This is a genomic window from Virgibacillus sp. LDC1 (assembly GCF_025792345.1).
In the GTDB taxonomy this organism is placed as follows: Bacteria; Bacillota; Bacilli; order Paenibacillales; family Paenibacillaceae; genus Paenibacillus_AQ; species Paenibacillus_AQ lautus.
In genome coordinates, this window is the sequence record NZ_JAOXLZ010000002.1 from 33,766 (window position 1) to 56,127 (window position 22,362).

The following is a 22,362-nucleotide window of genomic DNA, read 5'->3' on the forward strand; positions in this document are numbered from 1 at the left end:
CATTCTTTTACTCGTTATCATTTATATAAGCCGAATCGAGATAACCGGTTGTTCTGCGTGAGGAGGGTGTCCCCGTGAATCGTAATAAAACCATGACCTTTATAGGCAAGGGTGAGAAGTGGAAAGCGACTTATGCCATTACCCATCAGGATAAGGTCAATGCGAAGTTTACCGTGTTTCAGGATTCGCTTGGCGGAAAGCTGAAGCTGCAGTACTTAGGAAAGGAACTCCTCGACCATGGCAAGGTAGACTATCGGCTAGAAGATATGACGGGCCACTCCATGGAGGGCGGAATTGTCGTGGGGATCGATCATGCTGCCATGAAGGAAACCAAGGGGAAGCTGGATTTTGAGCATCTGCTCGATATGATGAACCCAAACAAGGTTCTAACCCTAAAGATTGAGTGGAACGGGCACCGTGAAGAGTTTACGCTGGGGCTTCCCCGGAAGATCGGCTTTGGAAAAGTGGTCCGTAAGCGGAAGGAATAGCGGGACTTCATGGAAGCAGGACAGGGGCCGACTCTTCCATCATCACTTACGCGTAAGGCGGGTATGACGACCACATTATTCCAATGATATTGCATCAAATGCTTTTTTGCATATGGTGATCCTGCCCACACTGTTGGTGTGGGTTATTCGGTTTTGGGTTATAGCCATAAACCCCCAGGATAACAGCAGGGCTGATTATGACGCGGGTGTGCGTTTTTTAAACGCATTTTAAACGAAGAAATCCCCGTCATTTAAACTTGATCCTGTAATTTATAAGTAGAACATCAATGAGGGAGTGAACAAAAGCATGCTGGAAGCCTACCTGTTTCCAATATCTTATGCATTTTTAACCTTTCCCATAGCGGCTTTGCTGTGCGCAGTTCCCTTTCTGATTGTGCAGTATCGCAAATATGGTTATTTTAATAAATTCCGGGGATTTCTGTTGTATCTATTTTTGCTCTACATGATGAACGCAGTGTATCTGGTGCTCCTTCCTTTGCCTGCCTCGCGGCATAATGCTCCGATGAATGTCGCCTCGGTTATGCAGTGGATTCCGCTGAATTTTATACAAGATATATTGAAGGAGACCAAGGTGGTATGGGGCGAGCCTTCGACTTACATGCATCTGTTGAAGGAAAGAGCCTTCTTGCAGGTCGTGTTTAACGTATTTCTCGTGATTCCGTTCGGCATGTTCCTGCGTTATTACGCTCGGGCGTCCTGGGTTGTATGTCTGGCGGCCTCGTTCGGTTTGTCGTTGTTCTTAGAGGTGACCCAGGTAACCGGCATTTACGGCTTCTATGATCACCCTTACCGATTGTTTGACGTGGACGATCTGCTGATGAATACCCTGGGCGGAATGATGGGCCTTGTGCTCGCGGATTGGATGAAAAACCACCTGCCCCGCCTGGATCGTTTGGATGAGAAGGTGGATCTGTCGCAGAAGAGGGTCAGTTATACGCGCCGGGCCATTGCATTTGGCATAGATGCAGCGGTCATGCTGCCGATCATTGGTGTGCTGACCGTGATGAACGTGAGGGGTGCATACTTCTTTGCCGTGATTTTATATCATATCGTGCTGCCTTATATGATGCAGGGGCAGACGCTGGGGAAATGGGTCGTCCGGGTCCAGATCCGCGGAGCGGGCGAACATCTGAAGCTGAAGGAAGTAATTGTCCGCAACGGCCTGCTGTATGTGGTATGGGGCGGGTTCCATGCCCTGTTCATTACGGTTAATGTCACCGGCTCTCATGTCCTGCTTGCGATGTACGCACTGGGGATATTGCTGCTGGACGGCGTTGTGTTCCTTCACGTGCTGTTATGTCTCATCCATCGCGACCGGAAGCTGCTGCATGAAGCCAAGAGTGGAACAAGGCTCGCTATCGTATTCAATAAACCATTAACCAAGACTGATTAATTAAGGCTACCACAGGGTCTCTTATTTGTTATAATGTGGAAAACGGGTTCGCAAGGAGGAGATATAACTGAAAGGTAAAATCCTCTCCATTTCCGCAATCATCGTGGGGTTGCTGTTTATTTCCAACCAGCATCTGGGCTATTCGTTCGGGGATGATCTGTTCCGCTGGGCAGGGGTCTCGCCATGGACTAAGAAAGGCAATTATGGCTTTCATCTGCCTGTAATTACCGGTCTAATTTTGTTGATGGTCGGTATCCTGTGGGTGGTCCGCATATATCGCCCCCGTTATCCGAAGATCATGAGCCGGGTGATGATCGGCTGCGTCGCATGGATCGTTGTTTTTCCATTCGTATCGGAGTCCGCCATGTTTGTGGCGAACTTCAATTCGAGCGGAATATCCACCGTCGCCTATTCCAAAAAAGACAGCAAATGCGACTATCGTACAGAGGACGATGCTATTCGGGCACACTGCCAGATTCATATTTACAGCTATGGCACCGAGCAACAGGTTACGGTACGACCGCTAAGCGTTGATATTGGCGGGAGGATGGTTGATTTCAAGCCTAAGGTGGTTACGGTTCGGCCACGAGGGGTGGTGCAGGTCCATGAAACCTTCGAGGGTTCAACAGAGCAAATCGATGCTTCATACGGTGTTTCGGGCGGAATAAACGAGCCGGGCATCGAGCTGATCGTGGATGGCAGAAGCAAGCAGGTGAAATAGCCATCCGGTTCTTCAGATAACATGACTCTGAAATGTGGGGTGAACATGGTTGATATTCGCCGAGCGGGTCGGCTTATGCCGATATCGCTGTTCACGCTGCTGTTGCTGGTGATGTGTTCTTCGCCCGCTGCGGTTGCTTCCTGGGCATATCCATTTGTCGTGAATGACGGGAAGATTTTTGTTGTGTCAGAGGACCGCGTGGAGGAGTCCACTCTTGGAGACGTGGTGGGGAAGGTCACCTACCATACGGATCAGGAAGGGACCTACGGCGGCAACTTCTCTAATATTTACCCAAAGGGAACGAAATACTATGCCATCCAAGGAATTGCTCCTGAATCCACCATTGCGGTTGAGACGCAGGAAGGTTATGTCATGGCTCGTTATGAGGGTGAGTATGGCGGGTCTCATGTTCCTTGGGAAGTCATCAAGAATTGGATTGCGGCGGGGCTGATCCTGCTGATCGTTGTGTGGGTGAGTGCCGTTGTTCGAAAGAAGCGGCAGAGTGGCTCATATAGGCGCTAGATGGCTTCGGGAGCTGGGCAGACACTTATTCACGATGCGCAATAACACAGCCGGTATTCTTTGAGCGTGCTCATAGGACACCGGCTTGTTATATTCATGTATCTGTGCGGATTGCAGGTTGGCCTATGGAGGATTTATATTTGCTACAATAGAAAATAGAACTAGAAACCGATACGATAAGGAGACAGCCCATGAAACCGATACGAAACTCGGCCAAGGCCGTTATTATGCGGAATCATCACATTCTTCTAACAAAAAACGTAGACCATTTGGGGGACTTCTATCTGTTCCCTGGAGGCGGACAAGAGAAGGGGGAAACCTTGGTGCAGGCGGTGATTAGAGAGTGCCAGGAGGAAATCGGACGTAAGGTTGAAGTTCGCGATCTGCTGCATGTCCGTGAATACATAGGGTCCAACCACGAGTTCGCGGAATGGGATTCCGACGTGCACCAAGTGGAGTTTTATTTTGAGTGCAGCTTGGCAGATGCAGGGGATACCTTTCTTGGCCATAACCCGGATGAATATCAGGTGGGTGTGGAATGGATCGATCTGTCCGCATTGGATGAGATTCGAGTATACCCTCGCTCCCTGGTCAAGCCACTTCAGGATAAGGCTGCGCGCCCCGTGGTTTGCTATGTTGGCGATACGAACTAATTTTATTTACAGAGATTCTTGAAGTTTGTGGTCAAAAATCAATGGATGATGGAGGATGCTGAATATGGATCAATGGGAATACAAAACGCTGAAATACAAAACCGGAGGATTCCTTGGAGGCAAGGTAAACGAGGAGGAATTCGAGGATTTATTGAACAGCTACGGGATTGACGGCTGGGAATTGATCTCGTGTTTTGATACGAGCGTGCATCAAGGCCAGTCCAGAGACATCATTGCCGTAATGAAGCGAAGAGCGTATCTGGGGTAAGGAAGGAATAGAGGGGAGACGATCTGATGATCATTCGCGAGACAGAGGATGCTTTTGTCATGACGGCCCAGGATGACCATGGCCGATTCTCGGGGGATGTTGCCCGGGGCTTCCGGCGAGACCTGTTTATGGATGAGTCTGTATTGGAAGAAGTACTGCTGGCTATAACCGAGCATGACCGCGCTTGGCTTCGGATGGATGATACACCGATCTGGAATGACGAGAGCCGGACTCCGTTCACTTTTATCGATTATCCGGTCCTGCCAAAAATGCTAATGTATACGAAGGGTGTTGATGAGATCGAAGCGATGAGTCCTTATGCAGGGTATCTCTGCAGCCTTCATTTTGCGTCATTTATGAAAAATGCGACCGAAGCGCCGCTGGTGGAATTCTACCATGAAGAGTTGGATCGGCAAAAACGGCTGCGTGATCAATTTCCATTTCCCGATGAAGACGTGGTTAACAGGCAGTTTGGCCTGCTGCAGCTGTGCGATGATATCTCGCTCTATGTAAACATGAATGCACCCGGTGTTTCCAAGGATCAGGAGCATCCTTGGTTTAAAGAGGGTTTTGATATGTCGATCGATGGGGAACGGGTTATGGCGGCATGGGCCAGCGAGCACGAGATTCGATTGAGTCCGTTTCTGTTCGAACAGCCATGGTCGGCTTCGGTGAAGTGGAAATATGTGTTGAAGGCGAAGATTGATGAACAGGGAGTGGCCAAGGCATTTGATGATGCGGCGTGGACGGAGCAGACGGTTACTTTTGTACCGTAAGTTCATATAAACGATCATACTTCATAAGCAAAAATATGATATGATCACCACAGTGGTTTGTAGACTGAACAGATTTGATTCTGTAGGAATGTAGAGGATGAATAATGAAGAAAAAGGAATTTTTGATCGTTGCGCTGCTTAATTTTTTGGCCGCGATAGCGTTCTTGGTGGTCGTTTTCATTACAGATCGAAGCTCTTGGCAATGGGGATTTGGAATCGTTTCACTGTTGTTTGCGATTGGTGGAGTAGGGAATTTGGTATTGCATGCCAAGAACAAGTAAAACCTCCTTCGCAGGGCTATCACGATAAGATTCATTTTGTAAGGCAGGAGGAGTATGATTTTGATGGAATGGAAGAACCTTTATCGGGGTGTGCTGATGGGAATCAGTGACCTGATTCCAGGTATAAGCGGCGGCACGATTGCTGTCGTGCTGGGTATCTATGATCGTCTGCTCGCGGCTATCAGCGGATTTTTCAGCAGGGAATGGAAGAAGCAGCTGGGCTTTTTGATTCCGCTTGGCGTTGGAATTGGAGCAGCTCTATTGTTGCTGAGCCGCTTGATTGAATACCTGTTGGCAAGCTATTATGAGCCCACCCAGTTTTTCTTTACGGGATTGATTTTAGGGGTGTTGCCTCTTATTCTGCGTAAAGCGGAGGCGAGAACCCAATTCAAAGCCGTGCATGTGGTCGTGTTGATAGTGGCAGCGGGTTTATTGGCTTCCACGGCCTTTCTCAGAACGGATGCCACATCCGATCCGATATCGACACTGACCTGGTCCAACGGGATCGGACTGTTTTTATCCGGCTGGTTGGCCAGCATGGCGATGCTGCTGCCTGGCATTAGCGGGTCGTTTGTACTTCTCCTTCTGGGCGTGTATTCGACTGCCATCTCAGCACTTTCTTCATTAAATATAGGGATTATAGCTGTCATTGGGGCGGGAGTGGTGATTGGCTTCGTGGTTAGCAGCCGGTTGATTCGGTACCTGCTTGACCGTTTTCCGCGTATGACGTATGCCGTTATTATTGGCTTGATATTAGGATCTATTGTTATCGTGTTTCCGGGAATTCCATCCGGAACGGGTATGAAGGCTACCAGTATTGGAACCTTGCTGCTGGGACTTATCGTAGCAGTATTCATGGGCAGAAAAGAATAAGAATGAAGTATAAGACAGGGAGCCGCAGACTTCCTGTTTTTATATTGGCACGGAGCAACGCTGCACTGGAGGAGCGGAGGGTTGAGATGGAATATAAATCATTTATGCCTTTACTTGTTATCACATTTATGTGATAATATTCACAATTAAATGAATTTTACTAAAGTGCTCATGGATAGGATCCGTGAGGATTCCGTCCATAAGACATGTTAAACGATAAAGAAATGCTTAGATGTCGATGTTGTCTTTCCAAGTAAAGGAGCGTTATTCATGAGGAATAATGGGAATTGTGTCAGCTGCGGCGGCGAGGTACACCCTGCCTCTAACAGATGCGCTCAATGCGGAATGCTGCAGACGTTTGGTCCAACCAAGCACACATTCATGCTGCAGGTTGCTTCGATGATTGGTGCCGGGCTTCTTATTTTTGCGGTCCCGGTGATCCTGCTGATGATGTGGAGACATTAGGATAGAAACGAATACATTTTATAATCCCCACTAGAAGACTGTGATCGAAGCGTTCATCAAGTGATGAGGGGGAATATTTCATTATACTGATCTTGTACCGAGACCCTCATCCCGAATCATGTTAAAATACCCCTAACCAGATAAGGGATGGGGTTCGTGATGATACATAAAATGAAGGAATTTGCCGCCAGCATCCGGTTTTCGGGAGCTGTGCTCGTAACAGATGAAAATGACAACATCGTATGGGACGGTGCCTTCGGTTATTCAAACCGGGCCGATCGCATCCCGAATCAAGCAGACACCAGGTTTGGCATTGCCTCAGGCTGTAAGCTGTTTACCGCTATTGCGGTTTGTCAGCTTATCGAACAGGGCAAGCTGTCGCTGGACAGCAAGCTAGGCGATTGCCTGGATATTTCACTGCCTCATTTTAGCCCGGAGATTACCGTTTTTCATTTGTTGAGCCACAGCTCGGGTATTCCGGATTATTTTGATGAAGAGATCATGGATGATTTTGAAGATCTGTGGAAAGCGGTTCCCATGTATACACTCCGGAACGGAAGGGATTTCCTTCCTCTGTTCCAGGATGAGCGCATGAAATTTCAGCCCGGCGAAAGATTTCATTACAACAATGCAGGATTTGTGGTGCTTGGCTTGATCGTTGAACAGCATGCCCGAATGCCGTTTCGCGACTATGTCCAGCAGTATGTATTTCAGCCGTGCGACATGCAGGACTCAGGTTATTTCCCGTTGGATCGTCTGCCTGCGAATACGGCTTACGGGTATATTGATGAGGAAGACGGCACGTGGAGAACGAATCAGTATGCCATTCCGATTCAAGGTTATGCCGATGGCGGGGCGTATGTGACGGCACCGGACATGGTGAAGTTATGGAAATCGCTTATGAATAATACGCTGCTCACCGCATCCATGACGGAGAAGCTGCTGGCTTCACAAATGCAAGTTCCGGACAGTGACCTGCATTATGGACTTGGCGTGTGGATTAGCTTGAGAAATGAGGATGTGTTTAAATACCACGTCATGGGCTATGATCCGGGTGTGAATTTTCGGTCTGCCTATTATCCGGCTACCGGTTATACCCTTGTAGTGGCTTCCAATGCCGGTGGTGGCGCTTTTGAAATGATGCAGTTCATCGAGGAAGAATGGTTGAAATGAGCTTGACCTACATGAAACAGCCCCAGGCCTTGAATAGGCCAGGGGCTGTTGTTCTGTGGATCCCAAGATCAAGCCGGTGTTGGTGGGTTGGTTACGTTTCAGCTTTGAAGTACCGATTCGCCGCGGGTCGGAACATAAAAACCAAGGCTGCAACAACGGCTATAATATGAAGGGTACGGCTGGAGGCAAATAGTATGGAAATATTGTCTGCATTAGCGAAAGCGTTCCAAAGGGAACCTCCTGTAATGAGCCATTTAATGGGGTCAATGATTAGGGAGAGAATGCCAAACCCGCCTAAAAACAAAGCCAGTGCGATACGCGCCCAATTTTTACCCCGAAGCATTCTGAACATGATGTAGACAAGGACAGCGAACATCATTGTTCGTGCTGCTACTTGAATGAGAATACCGACAATTCCAGTACCCGTTAGGCTGGATATCGAATCGATGACAGCCAGGGTCATCTCGAATACCCCTGCACCAATGGCAATGATCCATAACAGAAAAGACTGGAACACTTCATGGGGGACAGCATCCTTTTTCAAGATCCATCATTCCTTTCGTGTTAGAATGATCCAATAACGCGTTGTTAGGAGAAACAAGCTTAAACGATGGTGCGTCTGGCCGTGAACCACCAGCCTCCTGCGAGCAGAACGAGGGAGATGATCAGCGTGAGTCCGAGTCCTTGCAGCAGCGAATCGTTGAAGAGAAGGGCCAGCAAGCCATCAGCCAGCGTATGCCGGAGTGAAGGAATGGATGTAAAGATAGGGATTGCCGCAATAAATACCACCCAGACCACCCAGCCCAGTACATGACGCAGACCGGAAAACAGCAGATTCAGTAACGAAATAAGAAGCAGGTACGCTCCGAATTGATAGAAGAACATGCCAACGATTCCGAATTGATTCCACCCAAAGATTTCAAGGATGTTGAAGGTATTTTCATATTGCCGTATAAAGCCGATCTCCACCTGAAGCCAGATGATATTGAGGACAGCAAAGATGGCGGACCAAATGGAGTAAACCAGGAGCATGCCAATATAATATTCTTTTCGAGTAGCTCCTAAATTCATCACCCGCCGGAACAAGCCTGCCGGGAGTACACTGCCTACAAATAACAGGAACACCGTAAGGAGGTTGGCCGCAGACACCTGCGTATTCTCCGAACTGTCTCCAAGAGACAGGCTTATGATCACATTTGCAATCATACTAATCGCAATGGTGCCGAGCATTACCAAGAGATAAGGTCGAAGCTGAAGAAATGAAGCCCTCATGAGTGCGGTGGTCTTATTCAATGGATTGCCCTCCTTCGATTAAATAGGAGAAAAATTTTTGCAGCGGTAAACCGTCAATAGCAATACCAAGCTTGTTGGCTTGTGTACGATCTGCCTCATGAATGGCTCCATATATCACGGTTAAGGAACCCTTACCGTAAGATTCTTTATAGATCACGTGACGATCCTTCGTAAATTGTTCGATTTGCTCCTGGTTCCCGGTCAACAGATGAGAATTGGCGCGGATATGGTCAACATCGTCATGCAATAACATAGCGCCGGAATCCATGATATAGACTTTCTCAACGACGGTTGCGATCTCATCAATCAGATGGGTCGAGAGCAGGATGGTCCGGGGATGATTGGCATAATCCTCAACCAGGACGCGATAAAATTTCTCTCGCATGAGTACATCCAATCCCAGTACCGGTTCATCAAATACGGTGATCGGGGCCCGGCTCGCCAGACCGATTATGTTTCCGACCAGAGATTCCATTCCCCGTGATAGCTGACGGATTTTTTTGTCCGGGTTTAGCTTGAATGTCTTCAGCAGGCTCTGGGCATAGTCCCAATCCCAGTTCTCGTGAAAGGCCGAAGCCAGGCGCAACACATCCATCACCTTGGCACCGCCGAAGAACAAATTTTTCTCTCTAACGTAGCAGATTCCTTTGGGAGTTTCCCCACTCTTAAGCGTTACCCCCAAAACCTGAATACTGCCATAGTCGGGAAAAGATCCGCCCGTCATCATATTAAGAAGCGTAGTCTTTCCGGCGCCATTGCGGCCCAGCAGACCATAAATCGTATTCTCTTCCAGTTGGAGCTCCAGATTTCGGACCGCTTCCGTACGCCCGTAACTCTTGCTCAGGTTGGAACAGGTAAGTATTGCGTTTTTATCCCGCTCATCTCCTATCTCTTTGTTTGATCATTTCAATAACATCCTCGGTGGTCAATTCAAGCTTTTCGGCTTCATCAAGCAGCTTCAATACGAGTTCGTTGTAAAACCGATCCTGTCGTTTGGTCAATATGATCTGTTTGGCATCTGCTGCAACAAACATGCCTAGCCCCCTTTTCTTGTACAAAATCCCTTCATTGACAAGCAGGGCAATGCCTTTTACAGCTGTTGCGGGATTGACCTGAAAAGTACTCGCGAACTGCGACATCGAGATAATCTGATCATCCGCTTGGTATGTCCCGTTCAATATGTCATCTTCAATCATATCTGCGATTTGCTGAAAAATCGGCTGTCCTTCGTCAAACCTGGAATTCATGGATATCACCCTGTCGGTATGTTAGTCTTGTAACATACTATAATGCCGGATGGGAGGATGTGTCAATCAAAAAGAAAAAAACAGACCCGAATGGGCCTGTTTGCGCTGTGAAGTACAAAAAGCCCTCGTCTCTTCAAGACGAGGGGAAGGTGTGTGATCAAGCAACAAGGAGGCTATATCCAGCCCTTCTCTTCCGCCATCGAGATGGCCTCGATCCGGTTCTTGGCATTCAGCTTGCTTAAAATCTCGGACATATAGTTGCGGACCGTCCCGTAGGATAAGTGGAGCTTCGACGCAATTTCATTGGAGCTGTTACCGTCTGCAGCCAACCGCAGCACTTCCCGTTCGCGTTCGGTCAGCGGGTTGGCACCCGCACCCGAAAGCGTACCGAATACGAGCTCAGGGGAGACCTCCCGCCGTCCATCCATTACCCGGCGGATGGCTTCCGCCAGCCGTTCACTGGGCTCGTCCTTAAGCAAGTATCCCTGAACCCCCGCCTGTACGGCCCGCTCGAAATAACCGGGTCTGGCAAACGTGGTCAGGATGATGACCCGGCTGGCATAACCGCGCAGCTTCACTTCCTCCGCCACTTCGAGACCGCTGCGCGCAGGCATTTCGATATCCAGCAGGCATACATCGGGTTGATGCAATGCAATCAGGGATAGAGCTTCATCGCCGTCGCCGGCTTGACCAATCACATCAATATCGTCTTCAAAATCAAGCAAGGAAGCCAGAGCGCCGCGCAGCATTCGCTGATCCTCGGCGATCAGCACTTTGATGCTCATGGGATGTGTCCTCCTTCCGGTTCTTGATGATGATCGGAACACGAATGTCCAATATCGTGCCTTGTTGGTCGGAGCTGGCCTCAACGGTGCCTCCGATGAGGGACAGTCGCTCCACCATGCCTTTCAGGCCATTACTGTTGGAGGAGGATGCATCCTCTTCCTTGCATTGAAGACCCACTCCATTGTCGGCCACCTCAAGACGCCACTCATTATCAAGCGACTCAATGGCAATCCGGCACTGGCTTGCCTGGCTGTGCTTCACCACATTGGTTACGGCCTCCCGCAAGCAGAGACTCAGAATATTGTGGGCCAGGTCGGATATTCCGTCCAGCTTTGGATCGCCGCTGCAGATAAACCGGATATCGGCACTCTCCAGAATGATCTGGGCCTCTACCAATTCCTCGGGCAAGGTGGCGGTCCGCATATCGGATACCAGCTCACGCACTTGGCGCAGCGCCGCGCGCGAGGTGTTCTGAATCTCTCGGGCCTCCAATTGGGCTTTCTCGGGATCCTTCATTGCCAGCTTCTCGACAAGCTGGCTCTTCAACGTGATGAGGGAGAGGGTATGCCCCAAGGTATCATGAAGATCCCTGGCGATACGCATCCGCTCTTCGCCTTTAATCAGATTCCGAATCTGCTCGTTAGCCTGCGCGAGCTCCTTCTCCAACTCCTGCCGCCGGTTCAGTGAGCGGATACCGAAGGGTGAGAATAGCATGATGAGAAAGAAAGGAATCATGAAGACCAGATCCTTCCAGCCCAGCATGCTCGCATTTTTGATTAAAGGAACGGTCTCGATGATGCCGAACAATACGAGGGAGATCGTGAAATTACGCCGGTCGGTATACCAGCCGATGAAATTGGCCGTAAAGAAGCCCATGTACATGTAGGTTGGGTGGTACCACATACAGAGAATGAAAATGATGGACATCTGAACGCCCAGCCACGCAAAGAAACGAGGCGTGCCGGCGGCGAAGTAAAGCTGGCGGTACGTGACGAGAAACAAGGCAATAAGCGTAAAGCCGATCCCCATCTTCCATCCTTGTTCGCTCATCATGTTGATCACGGGCAGGGATATATAAATGAGCCATAAATAGGGGAAAAACCCCAATTGCGTTGGAAACACCTCAAACCCTGCAGATTTCGCGTCTTTCAATTTTTTCATAAAGCCATCATCCTAACCCCTTAATCGGCTTGTTGTTTTTTCCGAATATAGGTGGATAGTAACATAAATACTACCAAATATCCTGCCAAAACCATGAAATTATCCAAGCCCGGCGCTTCTCCGCGCACGATCGACCAGGCACCTCCGCCGAAATGGTAGGAGGGCATCCACTTGCCGATAGCTTGCATGATAGAAGGCATCGCCTCGATCGGGAACCACATCCCACCCGTCACGGCCAGCCCTAAGTAGATGCCGTTGCTGACACCGCTTGCCGTATCGACCCGTTTCATGGAGCCGATCAGGGTACCGATGGCAAGAAACGGGACGGATGCGATCAGAATCCACAGACCGCTGAGCAGCCATTGTCCGAAGGTGAGGGAGACGCCGTTAATCAGATAGCCGGCTACGAAAATCACAATGATGCAGAGCAGATGCATGACCGTCTGCACAAACATTTTGCCAAAGAAATACACGCTGCCGGGAAGCGGTGTTACCCGCATGTATACGGCCCAGCCCTGGACTCGTTCCTGAACGAGGCGTATGCCGAGCGACATGATGGCGGTGCCCATGACACTGAAGGATGCCATCGACATGAGATAATGGGCCTGCCATTGTCCGGTATCGTCGGCTCCCGTATTCACGACCCGTGTAAAGATGAAATAGAACAGAATCGGCATAGCAAGCGACCAGAAAATATAATATGGATTGCGTACCATCCGGAGCAGTTCCATCCTGCACTGTGTGGCCATCAGTTTCCAGGTTGTCATGATTATACGGCCTCCCCTTGATTCATCGTTAATTGGTCGAATGCCTCATCCAGGCTTCCTTGATCGATGCGGATGTCACGAACGGCCAGCCCGGCCCGGAACAGAGCCGCTAGTGCCGTGTCCGTATTATCCGTTACGGCGTTCAGCCGACCGTTCAGTTCATATACATCCGTTACGCCGGGCACCTCATGAAGCAGCTCCTTGACCTGCTGGTGATCCGCATCGACGATAAAGGAGAGCGACCTTCGGGTCAGCTTAGCCTTGATCGCTTCCGGTGTGCCGTCTGCAGCAACCTGACCTTGGTGGAATAGCACAATGCGGTCGGCCATATCGTCTGCTTCTTGCAGGTAATGGGTGGTGAACAGAATTGTTTTGCCCTGATCGGCAAGCTTGCGTACCGTCTGCCAGAATAACCGGCGTGCCGATGTATCCAGGCCGACCGTGGGTTCATCGAAGAATAACAGCTCGGGGTTCCCCGCAATCGCCAGTGCAAAGCTGAGCTTGCGTTTTTGGCCGCCGGACATTTTGACAGCCCATTTGTTAAGCTCTTCCGTTGTGAGCCCGCTAAGCAGGGCGATATCGTCAAGCGACAGAGGATTCGGATAGTAGCCGCGAATGAGGTTGATGATCTCGCGTGTGCGGAGCCCGTCCATGACGCTGACTTCCTGGAGCATGGCGCCGATCTTCTCGCGGACCTTCAAGTCCTTCGGGCTTTGACCGAACAGGAGGACCTCGCCTTCGCTGGCGTCCTTCAGACCGAGCATCATGGAGATGGCGGTTGATTTACCTGCTCCGTTTGGCCCGAGAATGGCCGTGATAGATCCTTTTTCTATCGTAAACGACACTTGGTTGACGGCTTTTTTGCTTCCGAACATTTTGGTTACCTGCCGCAGTTCCGCAATAGGTTCATGGATTGGTTTTGACATGGTATCGCTCCTTCTGTCATCGAAATGATCTGAATTCATCATACGAAAGCGAAGGGATACCCGTTAGTAAAGGATGTCATCACTTCGGAGTGACATTTGTCATGTGTGATCTGATGAAGGCTAGAGGGGGGGTGATTATAACAAATAAGGGCGGTTTCGAGGCAGGTTGTATGCGCTTACATAAGCGCGATTAAAGGTCTGCTTACGATTTTCCGTAACGTTGTCTTCTCTTGACCGCAGGAGTGCCTTCAATTATAGTGGGTACAGTAGGAGCAATCTATAATATAGAAGGAAAAAGGTGGCTTGAAACATGTCTGAGAACATCTACGTCGGTGTCGATCTGGGCGGAACAGCAATTAAAGTTGGAATTTGCAACGAAGAAGGGCATCTTCTGCATAAGTATGAGGGGCCGACGGAAACAGCCAAAGGCGTTGACACGGTTATTGACAACATTGAGAAATATGTGCGTCACATTGTAGAAGAATCGCCATACAGCTGGGATCAACTTGCTGGTGTGGGAGCTGGATTCGCCGGCTTTACGAATATTCGTGAAGGCATCATTATTCTGGCACCGAATGTAGGATTTAAAGATGTACCGATTCGCGCACTGCTTGAAGAGCGTCTCGGCAAGCCCGTCAAAATAGACAACGACGCCAATGTGGCTGCATTGGGTGAAGCCTGGAGCGGCTCAGGCCGCGGCGTTGAGAACTGCGTATGCTACACGCTGGGTACCGGCGTCGGCGGAGGCATTATTATTAATGGCAAGATTTATCAGGGTTTCGGGGGCATGGCTGGCGAGCTTGGACATATCTCGGTTGTGCCGGACTTGGAAGCGATTCAATGCGGATGCGGTGAAATGGGCTGCCTGGAGACGGTTTCGTCGGCAACCGGCATTATCCGCATGGCGAAGGATGCCGTAGAGCGTGGCGACCGTACTTCCCTTGCCCATGTAGAGAGCATTGCGGCGAAGGAAGTGTTTGATGCTGCAAAAGCCGGCGATGAAGTTGCCATTCGGATCGTGAATCGCGCAGCGTATTACCTGGGCAAATCCATGGCAGCCGTTGCGGCTGTGTTGAATCCGGAAGCCTTTATTATTGGCGGCGGCGTATCCAAAGCCGGCGACATTCTGTTTAACGAAGTCCGTGCTGTATTTGCGAAGCTGACACCAGAGCCGCTTCAACGAGGTGTACGCATCGTTCCGGCTGAGCTTGGCAACGATGCCGGCGTTGTAGGCGCTGCTGGCCTGCATTTGCGTTCATAGTCATTATTCACCATACATCGTCTGATCTAAACTTATAAGGGAGGGAAAGCTGATGCTGGAAGCAGCCAACCGCGGCAGCAACACATCATCCATGGCCACCCTGATCATCATCACCGGGATGTCGGGAGCAGGTAAGACCTTGGCCGTACAAAGTCTGGAGGATCTTGGATTTTTTTGCGTCGATAATCTGCCTCCGGTGCTCATTCCCAAATTCGCGGAGCTGATCGATCAATCCAAGGGTAAGATCGGCAAGGTTGCATTGGTCATCGACCTGCGTGGCCGCGAATTTTTCACGGCTCTATCAGAGTCTCTGAGTTACATCAAGGACCACTTCACCATCCACTGCGAGATTCTGTTCCTGGATGCAACGGATTCCGTGCTTGTTCAACGTTACAAGGAAAGCCGCCGTCGCCATCCGCTCGCTCCGGAAGGCATGCCGCTTGACGGAATAAGGTTGGAGCGCAAAATGTTGGATGAGCTGAAGAATTCGGCCACTCAGGTGATCGACACCAGCAATATGAAGCCTGTACGACTGAAGGAGAAGATTATCTCACGCTTCACACATCTGGAGAGCAGCACGTTATCGGTAAATATCACATCCTTTGGGTTTAAATACGGTATTCCGATTGACGCTGATCTGGTGTTTGATGTGCGCTTTCTGCCCAACCCGCACTATGTTGAGCAGCTGCGCCCCAATACCGGCCAGAACAGTGATGTATATGAATACGTGATGAAATGGCCGGAGACGCAGGCTTTTCTGACCAAACTGCTCGATATGCTGCATTTCTTGATCCCGCAGTATCGGAAGGAAGGCAAAAGCCAGGTTATTATCGGCATTGGCTGTACCGGCGGGAAGCACCGCTCCGTTGCGATAGCGGAATACCTTGGCAAAATGCTGGGCGTTAGCGAAACGGAGACGGTATCGGTGAGTCACCGTGATTCTGATCGGGATCGGCATTAATTAAGGGAAGTGATAAATGTGGCTGTGCAAGCTAGAAAGCGTCCCCGCATCGTGGTGATGGGTGGAGGAACCGGGCTGTCCGTTATGCTGCGGGGACTCAAGGAAAAGCCGCTCGATATTACGGCCATCGTTACCGTCGCTGATGATGGGGGAAGCTCCGGCATACTGCGTAGCGAATTGCAGATGCCGCCCCCGGGAGATATTCGAAATGTACTTACAGCGCTTGCCGATGTGGAGCCGCTGTTATCCGATATATTGAAATACCGTTTTAAGAATGGCTCGGGACTGGCCGGGCACAGCCTCGGCAATTTAATCTTGGCTGCCATGACGGATTTGCACGGTGATTTTGTCACGGCAGTCAAGGAGATGAGCCGGGTTTTTGTTGTTCGTGGACAGGTGCTGCCCGCGGCGGGTGAAGCTGTTATTTTGCATGCGGAGATGGAGGACGGTTCCATTGTGACCGGTGAATCCAAAATCCCGGAGGCTGGACAGCGCATTAAGCGGATCTTCCTGGAGCCGGAGCATGTCGAGCCGCTGCCGGAGGCGCTGGAGGCGATTCAGCAGGCCGATGCGATTCTGATCGGTCCGGGAAGCCTGTATACCAGTATTTTGCCCAATTTGCTTGTTCCCAAGCTTGCTGAAGCCATCGTATCCTCTGAGGCGATCAAAATGTTCGTGTGCAATGTGATGACGCAGCCTGGAGAAACCGATAATTATACGGTGAGCGATCATTTGCAGGCCGTTTACGACCATATTGGTCTTCATCTGTTCGATTATGTTATTGTAAATGATGGAGAAATCCCGCCTCAGGTTCAGGATAAGTATGCCCAGAAGGGGGCAAAGCCCGTGTTCCTGGATCGTGATGAGGTGACCAGCAGAGGGTACAAACTCATTGCAGATAAGCTTGTGCTATTTAGAACATACTTAAGGCATGACGCTGACAAGCTGAGCAATCATATTTTTCAGCTGGTACAGGATTGGATTACACGAAAGGGGTGAGTACCTTGTCCTTTGCGGCACAGACGAAGAAAGAACTGACAATGATCGAAAGCCAGAACTGCTGTGAAAAAGCCGAGCTGTCCGCGCTCATTCGGATGAACGGTTCTGTTCAGCTTTCGAACAAAAAGGTAATCCTGGATATTTCAACGGAAAATGCCGCGATTGCAAGACGTATTTATTCCTTAATTAAGAGGCATTTCCAGGCGCATACTGAACTTTTGGTGCGTAAAAAAATGCGTTTGAAGAAGAATAACGTATATATCGTTCGTATTCCCGCTCAGGTTCAGGAGATACTTAAAGAACTGCGCATCGTTTCCGAAGGCTTTCTGTTTCAATCGCGGATTGATAAACAAATCGTTCGTAAAAATTGCTGTAAACGCGCCTATTTGCGCGGTGCCTTTATGGCTGGCGGTTCAGTGAACAATCCGGAGGGATCTTCGTACCATTTGGAAATTGCCTCAATGTATGAAGAGCACTGCCAGTCCCTGGTGGACCTGGCGAATGAATTTCATCTGAACGCACGTTGCATCGAGCGGAAGAAAGGCTTTATCTTCTACATTAAGGAAGGCGAGAAAATTATCGAATTCCTCAATCTGATCGGTGCTCACCAGGCATTGTTCAAGTTCGAGGATGTCCGGATTATGCGGGATATGCGCAACTCGGTAAACCGGATCGTCAACTGCGAGACCGCCAACCTGAACAAAACGATCGGCGCGGCCGTCCGGCAGATCGAGAACATCAAGCTGCTCCAAAGGGAAATGGGTCTTGAGAATTTGCCCGATAAACTGCGGGAAGTGGCGGAAATTCGGCTGGCTCATCCGGACATGAATCTGAAGGAAGTCGGCGAGCTGCTTAAAGGAACCGTCAGCAAATCCGGCGTCAATCACCGTCTGCGCAAAATCGATGAATTGGCCGAAAAGATTCGGAATGGGTAAGAATTTTTTCTTCTAGTGTCCTGTATGGTAAAATGGTATAATATTATAAAATGTCAATCGCGCTTTCAATGCAGCAGATTTATTAGATAGGGGGTAATTTTCATGACAAAGCACCCGGTAGTCGTTCGGTTAAAGACGGGTCTTCACGCCAGACCGGCCGCGCTGTTCGTTCAGGAAGCGAATAAATACTCATCTGAAATCTTCGTTGAAAAAGATGATAAAAAAGTAAATGCCAAAAGTATCATGGGAATTATGAGCCTTGCGATCAGCTCTGGTACGGAAGTTTACATTAGTGCTGAGGGAGCCGACGCGGAGCAAGCGGTTACTTCACTCGTGAACTTGGTGAGCAAAGAGGAACTCGAGAACCAATAAGGGTATCCGTGATTGAAGTTTAAGAAAAGTCTTGTTACTGCAAGGCTTTTTTTGCTATCAAGTTCTTGTTGCTGTGATTCTCGCTTGTTTTTCGCGTACATAAGAATAGATTTCGAGAAGGGGCGGAGCTATCCGCCCTTTTTTCAACATATTAGAATTCATAAGTTTTTTTGGGGTCCCCGCAAAGCATTTGAATAAGCATCGCAGCATAGGCTCCACTTTGTGGGGTTGTTTTAGGTTGTTTTCCCAAAAGTAAGACTTCGTTTAACTTCAGTTTAACTTGTTGAACTATTCTTTCCTTACAGACAATAAACAGGGATGGAAGGGAAGAGGAAACGATGAGAGAAACGGATCATACTTCTATACAGGAAATAGCGCAGGAAAAGCCGGCCGGCAGCAGCAAAGCAGGTTCGCAGGCCTTCTTCCGGCTGTTGAAAGAAACGAAACCTCCGATGCTGCTGCTGATTGGAGCCATCCTGCTGAATGTGGTATCAACCCTGGTCGGACTTGTCATTCCGATGTTTACGAAGAGCCTGGTGGATGGCTTCTCCTTAATGGATATGAATTCTTCCCATATCATCGGGCTTGGAATCGCGTTTGTGGTACAAACGATTGCCGCCGGGGTTTCGATTTTCTTGCTGAGTTATACCGGACAGAAGATGGTGGCTGCCCTTAGGGAGCGACTGTGGAAAAAGCTGCTTGTGCTGCCGATCCGCTACTTTGATCATAACCGTTCAGGGGAATCGGTCAGCCGAATGACGAATGATACAGGCGTGATCAAAAGTCTCATATCGGACCATGTGGCCGGATTTTTCAGCGGGATGATCTCCATTGTCGGTTCCATTGGGGTGCTCCTCTATTTAAACTGGAAGATGACGCTGACGATGTTCATCGTCATTCCGATTGCAGCGCTGATCCTTGTGCCGCTTGGCAAGAAAATGTATAAAATATCGCTTGGCATGCAAGACGAGACGGCGACGTTTACGGCGAATATCAGTCAGGTGCTGTCGGAGATTCGCCTGGTTAAAGCTTCTAACGCTGAGGACAGAGAGTATGAGAATGGGCATAAAGGTATCACCAATCTGCTGAATTTCGGGATCAAGGAAGGCGTAGTATCCGCCTGGATCGCACCGCTGATGTCCTTCGTGCTGATGATGCTGCTGGTGGTTGTCATCGGGTATGGCGGGCTTCAGGTATCGACAGGGGCACTGACCGCTGGCGAGCTGGTAGCGTTTATTCTGTATCTGATTCAGATCGTGATGCCGATGACGCAGTTGACGACGTTTTTTACCCAGTTTCAGAAGGCCAAAGGAGCAACGGAGCGAATATTGGAAACCCTGGATGCAGAGGAAGAGTCCATTTCGGCAGGTAGCGATGTGGTGAACGCGAATCAGCGGGTGTCCATCGAGAATCTTTCGTTTGGTTACAAGCCGGATGAGCTGGTACTGCATGATATCAGCTTTCAGATGGAGCCGGGCACGGTCACGGCAGTGGTGGGCCCGAGTGGCGGCGGTAAAACGACGCTGTTCTCCATGCTGGAGCGTTTTTACCTTCCGCAAAAAGGACAGATCCGACTGGGCAAAACGGCGATTGATACGTTCTCTTTACGCTCATGGCGCGGATTGATCGGCTATGTCTCACAGGATAGTCCCATGATCGCAGGAACCATCCGTGACAACTTATGTTATGGGATGGACCGGGAAGTGAGCGATGGGGAGATCCGAAGAGCGGCAGAAATGGCCTACGCCGATGGATTTATCGACGAGCTGCCTCATGGTTTTGATACGGATGTGGGTGAACGGGGCGTGAAGCTCTCCGGGGGCCAGCGGCAGCGGATTGCCATCGCCAGAGCCCTGCTGCGGGATCCGAAAATTCTGATGCTGGACGAAGCCACCTCCAGCCTGGACAGCCGTTCCGAGATTGAAGTGCAGAAGGCGCTTAAGAACCTGATGGCTGGACGGACAACAATTATTATTGCGCACCGATTATCCACGGTTGTAGGAGCGGATCAAATTATTTTCATTGAAAAAGGAACGGTAACCGGACGGGGAACGCATGATGAATTGATTGAGCAGCATGATATGTATAGAGAGTTTGCCGTGCAGCAGCTGCAGATGAATGAAACGGTCGAGCCTAAGGGCGCCTAGAAGATGCTGGGGAAGAAGGGATGGCCACCATGGCAAAAATATTGGTAGTGGACGACGACCCGAATATCCGCGAACTCATAAAGGTGTTCCTGGAGGAAGCGGGGATGGAAGGGGTGTTCGAAGCCTCGGACGGCGTCGAGGCCTTATCCGTCATGGATCAGACATCCGTCGATCTGGTTGTGATGGATATCATGATGCCGAATATGGACGGATGGGAGTTATGCCGGGAGATCCGGAAGAACACCGGTATTCCGGTGCTGATGCTGACGGCCAAAGGAGAAACGAGACAGATCGTAAAGGGCTTTGAGCTGGGCACCGACGATTATCTGGTGAAGCCCTTCGAGCCCGCGGAGCTCGTCGTTCGCGTCAAAGCGCTGCTGAAGCGGTATCAGGTAGCCGCATCACAGACGGTGACCATCGGCAAGCTGCAGATGAACCGCAGAACCTATGAGGTCAAGGCGGGCGATGAGGTCTTTACCCTGCCGCTGAAGGAGTTCGAGCTGCTCTTCAAGCTGGCCAGTTACCCGGGGAGCACGTTGCCGCGCGACCGGCTGATCGAGGATATTTGGGGTTATGACTTTGAAGGGAACGAACGCACGCTGGATGTTCACGTGAATCGGCTGCGGGAGCGATTCCCGGAGGAGAAGTACAGATTCAGGATTCGGACGGTGCGCGGGCTGGGATATCGCCTGGAAGCAGGTGAGGGCGGATGAAAAAAACGCCCAATATCTTGTGGAAGATCGTTCGAGAAACGCTTCAGACGATCTTGGTCTTCGCGGTCTTGGGAGCGTCATGGACAGCGGCGACCTATGTAACTCGGTTTGTTTACACCTGGACGGGAACCCCGCCGTGGGATTATGTCATCCAGCTGATCGACTTGTTTGTCGGCGTGATCATCTTCTTCCTGTGCATGCTGGTCGTGGGCATGTTCTTCAAGCACCGGCAAATGGCCATGCTGAATTCCATTACGGATGCCATGCGGCGGATATCGCAGGGGGACTTCAATGTAAAGATGAACGAAAATGAATGGCGCGGGGAGTTCAAGATGATCGCGAGCGGCATTAACGACATGGCCGGTGAATTGGGGCGGATGGAGACTATGCGTCAGGATTTCATCTCTAATGTGTCCCATGAAATCCAATCCCCGCTTACTTCGATTCGGGGGTTTGCAAGGGCGCTCCGAAATCCCCGCCTCACGGAGGAGAAGAGAGCCCGTTACCTGGAGATTATCGAAGGAGAGAGCCGCCGCTTGTCGCAGCTGAGTGACAATCTGTTAAAGCTGTCATCCCTGGAAGGAGAGCAGCCGGCATTCGAAAGGGCGCGTTACCGGCTCGACGGGCAGCTGCGTGCGGTCGTGTTGGCGAATGAACCGCAATGGCTGGCGAAGCGGATTCAGGTGGATCTGGACCTCGCTGAGGTAGAGATTGAGGCCACGGAGGATCTGCTGAGTCAAGTGTGGACCAATTTGCTGCACAACAGCATCAAATTCACGCCCGAAGACGGCATGATCACGATTGTGCTGAAAGCAGGGGAAGACGGGGCCGAAGTTACGATAACGGATACGGGAGTCGGGATGTCGGAGTCGGATCAGCTGCATATATTCGAACGCTTCTACAAAGCCGATAAATCGCGCAATCGCGCCGCTGGCGGCAGTGGGCTGGGATTATCCATCGTGAAGCGGATCGTCGATATTCATCAGGGGAAGATAACGGTCCAATCCGAGCTAGGAAAGGGATCTGTTTTTACCGTGATGGTGCCTTACAAGCGATCTCCGGATACGAAGCATTGATTGAGCAGTGAAGGTTTGACATTAAAATTGTACGTGAAGATGTGACATGGACATGAAGTTGGATATGAAGATTCGAATATGAAG

General features: G+C 50.1%; 27 protein-coding genes. 19 read left to right on the forward strand and 8 right to left on the reverse strand.

All coding sequences use genetic code 11. The features are described 5' to 3' along the window. Nucleotides 1-74 precede the first annotated feature (74 nt). From OHJ21_RS20835 to OHJ21_RS20885, 11 genes are all read left to right on the forward strand, one after another. Nucleotides 75-488, forward strand: a complete 414-nt coding sequence (locus tag OHJ21_RS20835) for a hypothetical protein (RefSeq protein ID WP_100539561.1) — start codon at nt 75-77, stop codon at nt 486-488. 307 nt (nt 489-795) lie between these two features. Continuing rightward, a complete protein-coding gene (locus OHJ21_RS20840) occupies nt 796-1,902 on the forward strand; it encodes a VanZ family protein (protein WP_486021073.1) in 1,107 nt (368 codons plus the stop codon). A 103-nt stretch (nt 1,903-2,005) separates the two neighbouring features. Continuing rightward, nucleotides 2,006-2,623 (forward strand): cytochrome c oxidase subunit 3 family protein, encoded by a 618-nt coding sequence (locus OHJ21_RS20845; protein WP_243390886.1) that lies wholly within the window; start codon nt 2,006-2,008, stop codon nt 2,621-2,623. A gap of 45 nt (nt 2,624-2,668) precedes the next feature. Next, entirely contained in the window at nt 2,669-3,145 is a 477-nt protein-coding gene (locus OHJ21_RS20850; protein WP_486021074.1) for a hypothetical protein, read from the forward strand. Between the two features lie 191 nt (nt 3,146-3,336). Further along, nucleotides 3,337-3,798: an NUDIX domain-containing protein gene (locus tag OHJ21_RS20855; protein ID WP_100539565.1), complete on the forward strand. Its 462-nt coding sequence runs from the start codon at nt 3,337-3,339 to the stop codon at nt 3,796-3,798. A gap of 64 nt (nt 3,799-3,862) precedes the next feature. Beyond that, the gene (locus OHJ21_RS20860; RefSeq protein ID WP_006207549.1) at nt 3,863-4,066 is read left to right on the forward strand and encodes a DUF4177 domain-containing protein; all 204 of its coding nucleotides are present in this window, start codon (nt 3,863-3,865) and stop codon (nt 4,064-4,066) included. A gap of 26 nt (nt 4,067-4,092) precedes the next feature. After that, a complete protein-coding gene (locus tag OHJ21_RS20865) occupies nt 4,093-4,842 on the forward strand; it encodes a DUF3891 family protein (RefSeq protein WP_100539566.1) in 750 nt (249 codons plus the stop codon). 104 nt (nt 4,843-4,946) lie between these two features. Next, entirely contained in the window at nt 4,947-5,123 is a 177-nt protein-coding gene (locus OHJ21_RS20870) for a hypothetical protein (protein ID WP_009595674.1), read from the forward strand. Between the two features lie 63 nt (nt 5,124-5,186). Next, nucleotides 5,187-5,996, forward strand: coding sequence for a DUF368 domain-containing protein (locus tag OHJ21_RS20875; RefSeq protein WP_326111851.1), 810 nt, complete (start codon nt 5,187-5,189; stop codon nt 5,994-5,996). Between the two features lie 270 nt (nt 5,997-6,266). Continuing rightward, the gene (locus OHJ21_RS20880; protein ID WP_100539568.1) at nt 6,267-6,461 is read left to right on the forward strand and encodes a hypothetical protein; all 195 of its coding nucleotides are present in this window, start codon (nt 6,267-6,269) and stop codon (nt 6,459-6,461) included. 159 nt (nt 6,462-6,620) lie between these two features. Next, nucleotides 6,621-7,634 (forward strand): serine hydrolase domain-containing protein, encoded by a 1,014-nt coding sequence (locus OHJ21_RS20885; RefSeq protein WP_100539569.1) that lies wholly within the window; start codon nt 6,621-6,623, stop codon nt 7,632-7,634. A gap of 91 nt (nt 7,635-7,725) precedes the next feature. Here OHJ21_RS20885 and OHJ21_RS20890 read toward each other — a convergent pair whose 3' ends face one another. From OHJ21_RS20890 to OHJ21_RS20925, 8 genes are all read right to left on the reverse strand, one after another. Continuing rightward, nucleotides 7,726-8,178, reverse strand: a complete 453-nt coding sequence (locus OHJ21_RS20890) for a hypothetical protein (protein WP_100539570.1) — start codon at nt 8,176-8,178, stop codon at nt 7,726-7,728. Between the two features lie 59 nt (nt 8,179-8,237). Beyond that, on the reverse strand, nt 8,238-8,927 hold the full coding sequence (locus OHJ21_RS20895) for a hypothetical protein (protein ID WP_100539571.1): 690 nt from the start codon (nt 8,925-8,927) through the stop codon (nt 8,238-8,240). After that, complete coding sequence (locus tag OHJ21_RS20900) at nt 8,920-9,816, reverse strand: ATP-binding cassette domain-containing protein (RefSeq protein ID WP_486021300.1); 897 nt, start codon at nt 9,814-9,816, stop codon at nt 8,920-8,922. The genes OHJ21_RS20895 and OHJ21_RS20900 overlap by 8 nt, the downstream gene beginning before the upstream one ends. After that, nucleotides 9,806-10,174 (reverse strand): GntR family transcriptional regulator, encoded by a 369-nt coding sequence (locus OHJ21_RS20905; RefSeq protein ID WP_207797519.1) that lies wholly within the window; start codon nt 10,172-10,174, stop codon nt 9,806-9,808. Before OHJ21_RS20905 ends, OHJ21_RS20900 begins: the two co-directional genes overlap by 11 nt. A gap of 173 nt (nt 10,175-10,347) precedes the next feature. Continuing rightward, nucleotides 10,348-10,959 carry a response regulator transcription factor gene (locus OHJ21_RS20910; protein ID WP_486021075.1) on the reverse strand — a complete coding sequence of 204 codons (612 nt, stop codon included), beginning with the start codon at nt 10,957-10,959 and terminating at the stop codon, nt 10,348-10,350. Further along, on the reverse strand, nt 10,892-12,121 hold the full coding sequence (locus OHJ21_RS20915) for a sensor histidine kinase (protein ID WP_100539575.1): 1,230 nt from the start codon (nt 12,119-12,121) through the stop codon (nt 10,892-10,894). Before OHJ21_RS20915 ends, OHJ21_RS20910 begins: the two co-directional genes overlap by 68 nt. Nucleotides 12,122-12,141: 20 nt before the next feature. Continuing rightward, nucleotides 12,142-12,888: an ABC transporter permease gene (locus tag OHJ21_RS20920; protein ID WP_100539576.1), complete on the reverse strand. Its 747-nt coding sequence runs from the start codon at nt 12,886-12,888 to the stop codon at nt 12,142-12,144. A gap of 2 nt (nt 12,889-12,890) precedes the next feature. Continuing rightward, nucleotides 12,891-13,814 (reverse strand): ABC transporter ATP-binding protein, encoded by a 924-nt coding sequence (locus OHJ21_RS20925; protein WP_394057536.1) that lies wholly within the window; start codon nt 13,812-13,814, stop codon nt 12,891-12,893. A gap of 310 nt (nt 13,815-14,124) precedes the next feature. Here OHJ21_RS20925 and OHJ21_RS20930 point away from each other — a divergent pair, with 310 nt between their 5' ends. From OHJ21_RS20930 to OHJ21_RS20965, 8 genes are all read left to right on the forward strand, one after another. Further along, a complete protein-coding gene (locus OHJ21_RS20930; protein ID WP_098741335.1) occupies nt 14,125-15,075 on the forward strand; it encodes an ROK family glucokinase in 951 nt (316 codons plus the stop codon). 52 nt (nt 15,076-15,127) lie between these two features. Further along, nucleotides 15,128-16,036: an RNase adapter RapZ gene (rapZ, locus tag OHJ21_RS20935; RefSeq protein ID WP_071219481.1), complete on the forward strand. Its 909-nt coding sequence runs from the start codon at nt 15,128-15,130 to the stop codon at nt 16,034-16,036. Between the two features lie 57 nt (nt 16,037-16,093). Beyond that, nucleotides 16,094-17,035 carry a gluconeogenesis factor YvcK family protein gene (locus tag OHJ21_RS20940; protein ID WP_174819264.1) on the forward strand — a complete coding sequence of 314 codons (942 nt, stop codon included), beginning with the start codon at nt 16,094-16,096 and terminating at the stop codon, nt 17,033-17,035. 5 nt (nt 17,036-17,040) lie between these two features. Beyond that, nucleotides 17,041-17,970, forward strand: a complete 930-nt coding sequence (whiA, locus tag OHJ21_RS20945) for a DNA-binding protein WhiA (protein ID WP_100539578.1) — start codon at nt 17,041-17,043, stop codon at nt 17,968-17,970. A 102-nt stretch (nt 17,971-18,072) separates the two neighbouring features. Next, entirely contained in the window at nt 18,073-18,342 is a 270-nt protein-coding gene (locus tag OHJ21_RS20950; protein WP_006207570.1) for an HPr family phosphocarrier protein, read from the forward strand. 338 nt (nt 18,343-18,680) lie between these two features. After that, a complete protein-coding gene (locus OHJ21_RS20955) occupies nt 18,681-20,489 on the forward strand; it encodes an ABC transporter ATP-binding protein (protein WP_486021076.1) in 1,809 nt (602 codons plus the stop codon). Between the two features lie 29 nt (nt 20,490-20,518). Further along, the gene (locus tag OHJ21_RS20960; RefSeq protein WP_486021077.1) at nt 20,519-21,202 is read left to right on the forward strand and encodes a response regulator transcription factor; all 684 of its coding nucleotides are present in this window, start codon (nt 20,519-20,521) and stop codon (nt 21,200-21,202) included. Next, a complete protein-coding gene (locus tag OHJ21_RS20965) occupies nt 21,199-22,278 on the forward strand; it encodes a HAMP domain-containing sensor histidine kinase (protein ID WP_486021078.1) in 1,080 nt (359 codons plus the stop codon). The genes OHJ21_RS20960 and OHJ21_RS20965 overlap by 4 nt, the downstream gene beginning before the upstream one ends. Nucleotides 22,279-22,362: the final 84 nt, after the last annotated feature.

What these genes read in the sequence shown, in the direction of transcription:
- OHJ21_RS20840 (WP_486021073.1), top strand. Translation starts at nt 796, where the DNA reads ATGCTGGAAGCCTACCTGTTTCCAATATCTTATGCATTTTTAACCTTT.
- OHJ21_RS20850 (WP_486021074.1), top strand. Translation starts at nt 2,669, where the DNA reads ATGGTTGATATTCGCCGAGCGGGTCGGCTTATGCCGATATCGCTGTTC.
- OHJ21_RS20855 (WP_100539565.1), top strand. Translation starts at nt 3,337, where the DNA reads ATGAAACCGATACGAAACTCGGCCAAGGCCGTTATTATGCGGAATCAT.
- OHJ21_RS20860 (WP_006207549.1), top strand. Translation starts at nt 3,863, where the DNA reads ATGGATCAATGGGAATACAAAACGCTGAAATACAAAACCGGAGGATTC.
- OHJ21_RS20865 (WP_100539566.1), top strand. Translation starts at nt 4,093, where the DNA reads ATGATCATTCGCGAGACAGAGGATGCTTTTGTCATGACGGCCCAGGAT.
- OHJ21_RS20870 (WP_009595674.1), top strand. Translation starts at nt 4,947, where the DNA reads ATGAAGAAAAAGGAATTTTTGATCGTTGCGCTGCTTAATTTTTTGGCC.
- OHJ21_RS20875 (WP_326111851.1), top strand. Translation starts at nt 5,187, where the DNA reads ATGGAATGGAAGAACCTTTATCGGGGTGTGCTGATGGGAATCAGTGAC.
- OHJ21_RS20880 (WP_100539568.1), top strand. Translation starts at nt 6,267, where the DNA reads ATGAGGAATAATGGGAATTGTGTCAGCTGCGGCGGCGAGGTACACCCT.
- OHJ21_RS20885 (WP_100539569.1), top strand. Translation starts at nt 6,621, where the DNA reads ATGATACATAAAATGAAGGAATTTGCCGCCAGCATCCGGTTTTCGGGA.
- OHJ21_RS20905 (WP_207797519.1), bottom strand. Translation starts at nt 10,174, where the DNA reads ATGAATTCCAGGTTTGACGAAGGACAGCCGATTTTTCAGCAAATCGCA.
- OHJ21_RS20910 (WP_486021075.1), bottom strand. Translation starts at nt 10,959, where the DNA reads ATGAGCATCAAAGTGCTGATCGCCGAGGATCAGCGAATGCTGCGCGGC.
- OHJ21_RS20915 (WP_100539575.1), bottom strand. Translation starts at nt 12,121, where the DNA reads ATGAAAAAATTGAAAGACGCGAAATCTGCAGGGTTTGAGGTGTTTCCA.
- OHJ21_RS20920 (WP_100539576.1), bottom strand. Translation starts at nt 12,888, where the DNA reads ATGACAACCTGGAAACTGATGGCCACACAGTGCAGGATGGAACTGCTC.
- OHJ21_RS20925 (WP_394057536.1), bottom strand. Translation starts at nt 13,814, where the DNA reads ATGTCAAAACCAATCCATGAACCTATTGCGGAACTGCGGCAGGTAACC.
- OHJ21_RS20930 (WP_098741335.1), top strand. Translation starts at nt 14,125, where the DNA reads ATGTCTGAGAACATCTACGTCGGTGTCGATCTGGGCGGAACAGCAATT.
- rapZ (WP_071219481.1), top strand. Translation starts at nt 15,128, where the DNA reads ATGCTGGAAGCAGCCAACCGCGGCAGCAACACATCATCCATGGCCACC.
- OHJ21_RS20940 (WP_174819264.1), top strand. Translation starts at nt 16,094, where the DNA reads ATGGGTGGAGGAACCGGGCTGTCCGTTATGCTGCGGGGACTCAAGGAA.
- OHJ21_RS20950 (WP_006207570.1), top strand. Translation starts at nt 18,073, where the DNA reads ATGACAAAGCACCCGGTAGTCGTTCGGTTAAAGACGGGTCTTCACGCC.
- OHJ21_RS20955 (WP_486021076.1), top strand. Translation starts at nt 18,681, where the DNA reads ATGAGAGAAACGGATCATACTTCTATACAGGAAATAGCGCAGGAAAAG.
- OHJ21_RS20960 (WP_486021077.1), top strand. Translation starts at nt 20,519, where the DNA reads ATGGCAAAAATATTGGTAGTGGACGACGACCCGAATATCCGCGAACTC.
- OHJ21_RS20965 (WP_486021078.1), top strand. Translation starts at nt 21,199, where the DNA reads ATGAAAAAAACGCCCAATATCTTGTGGAAGATCGTTCGAGAAACGCTT.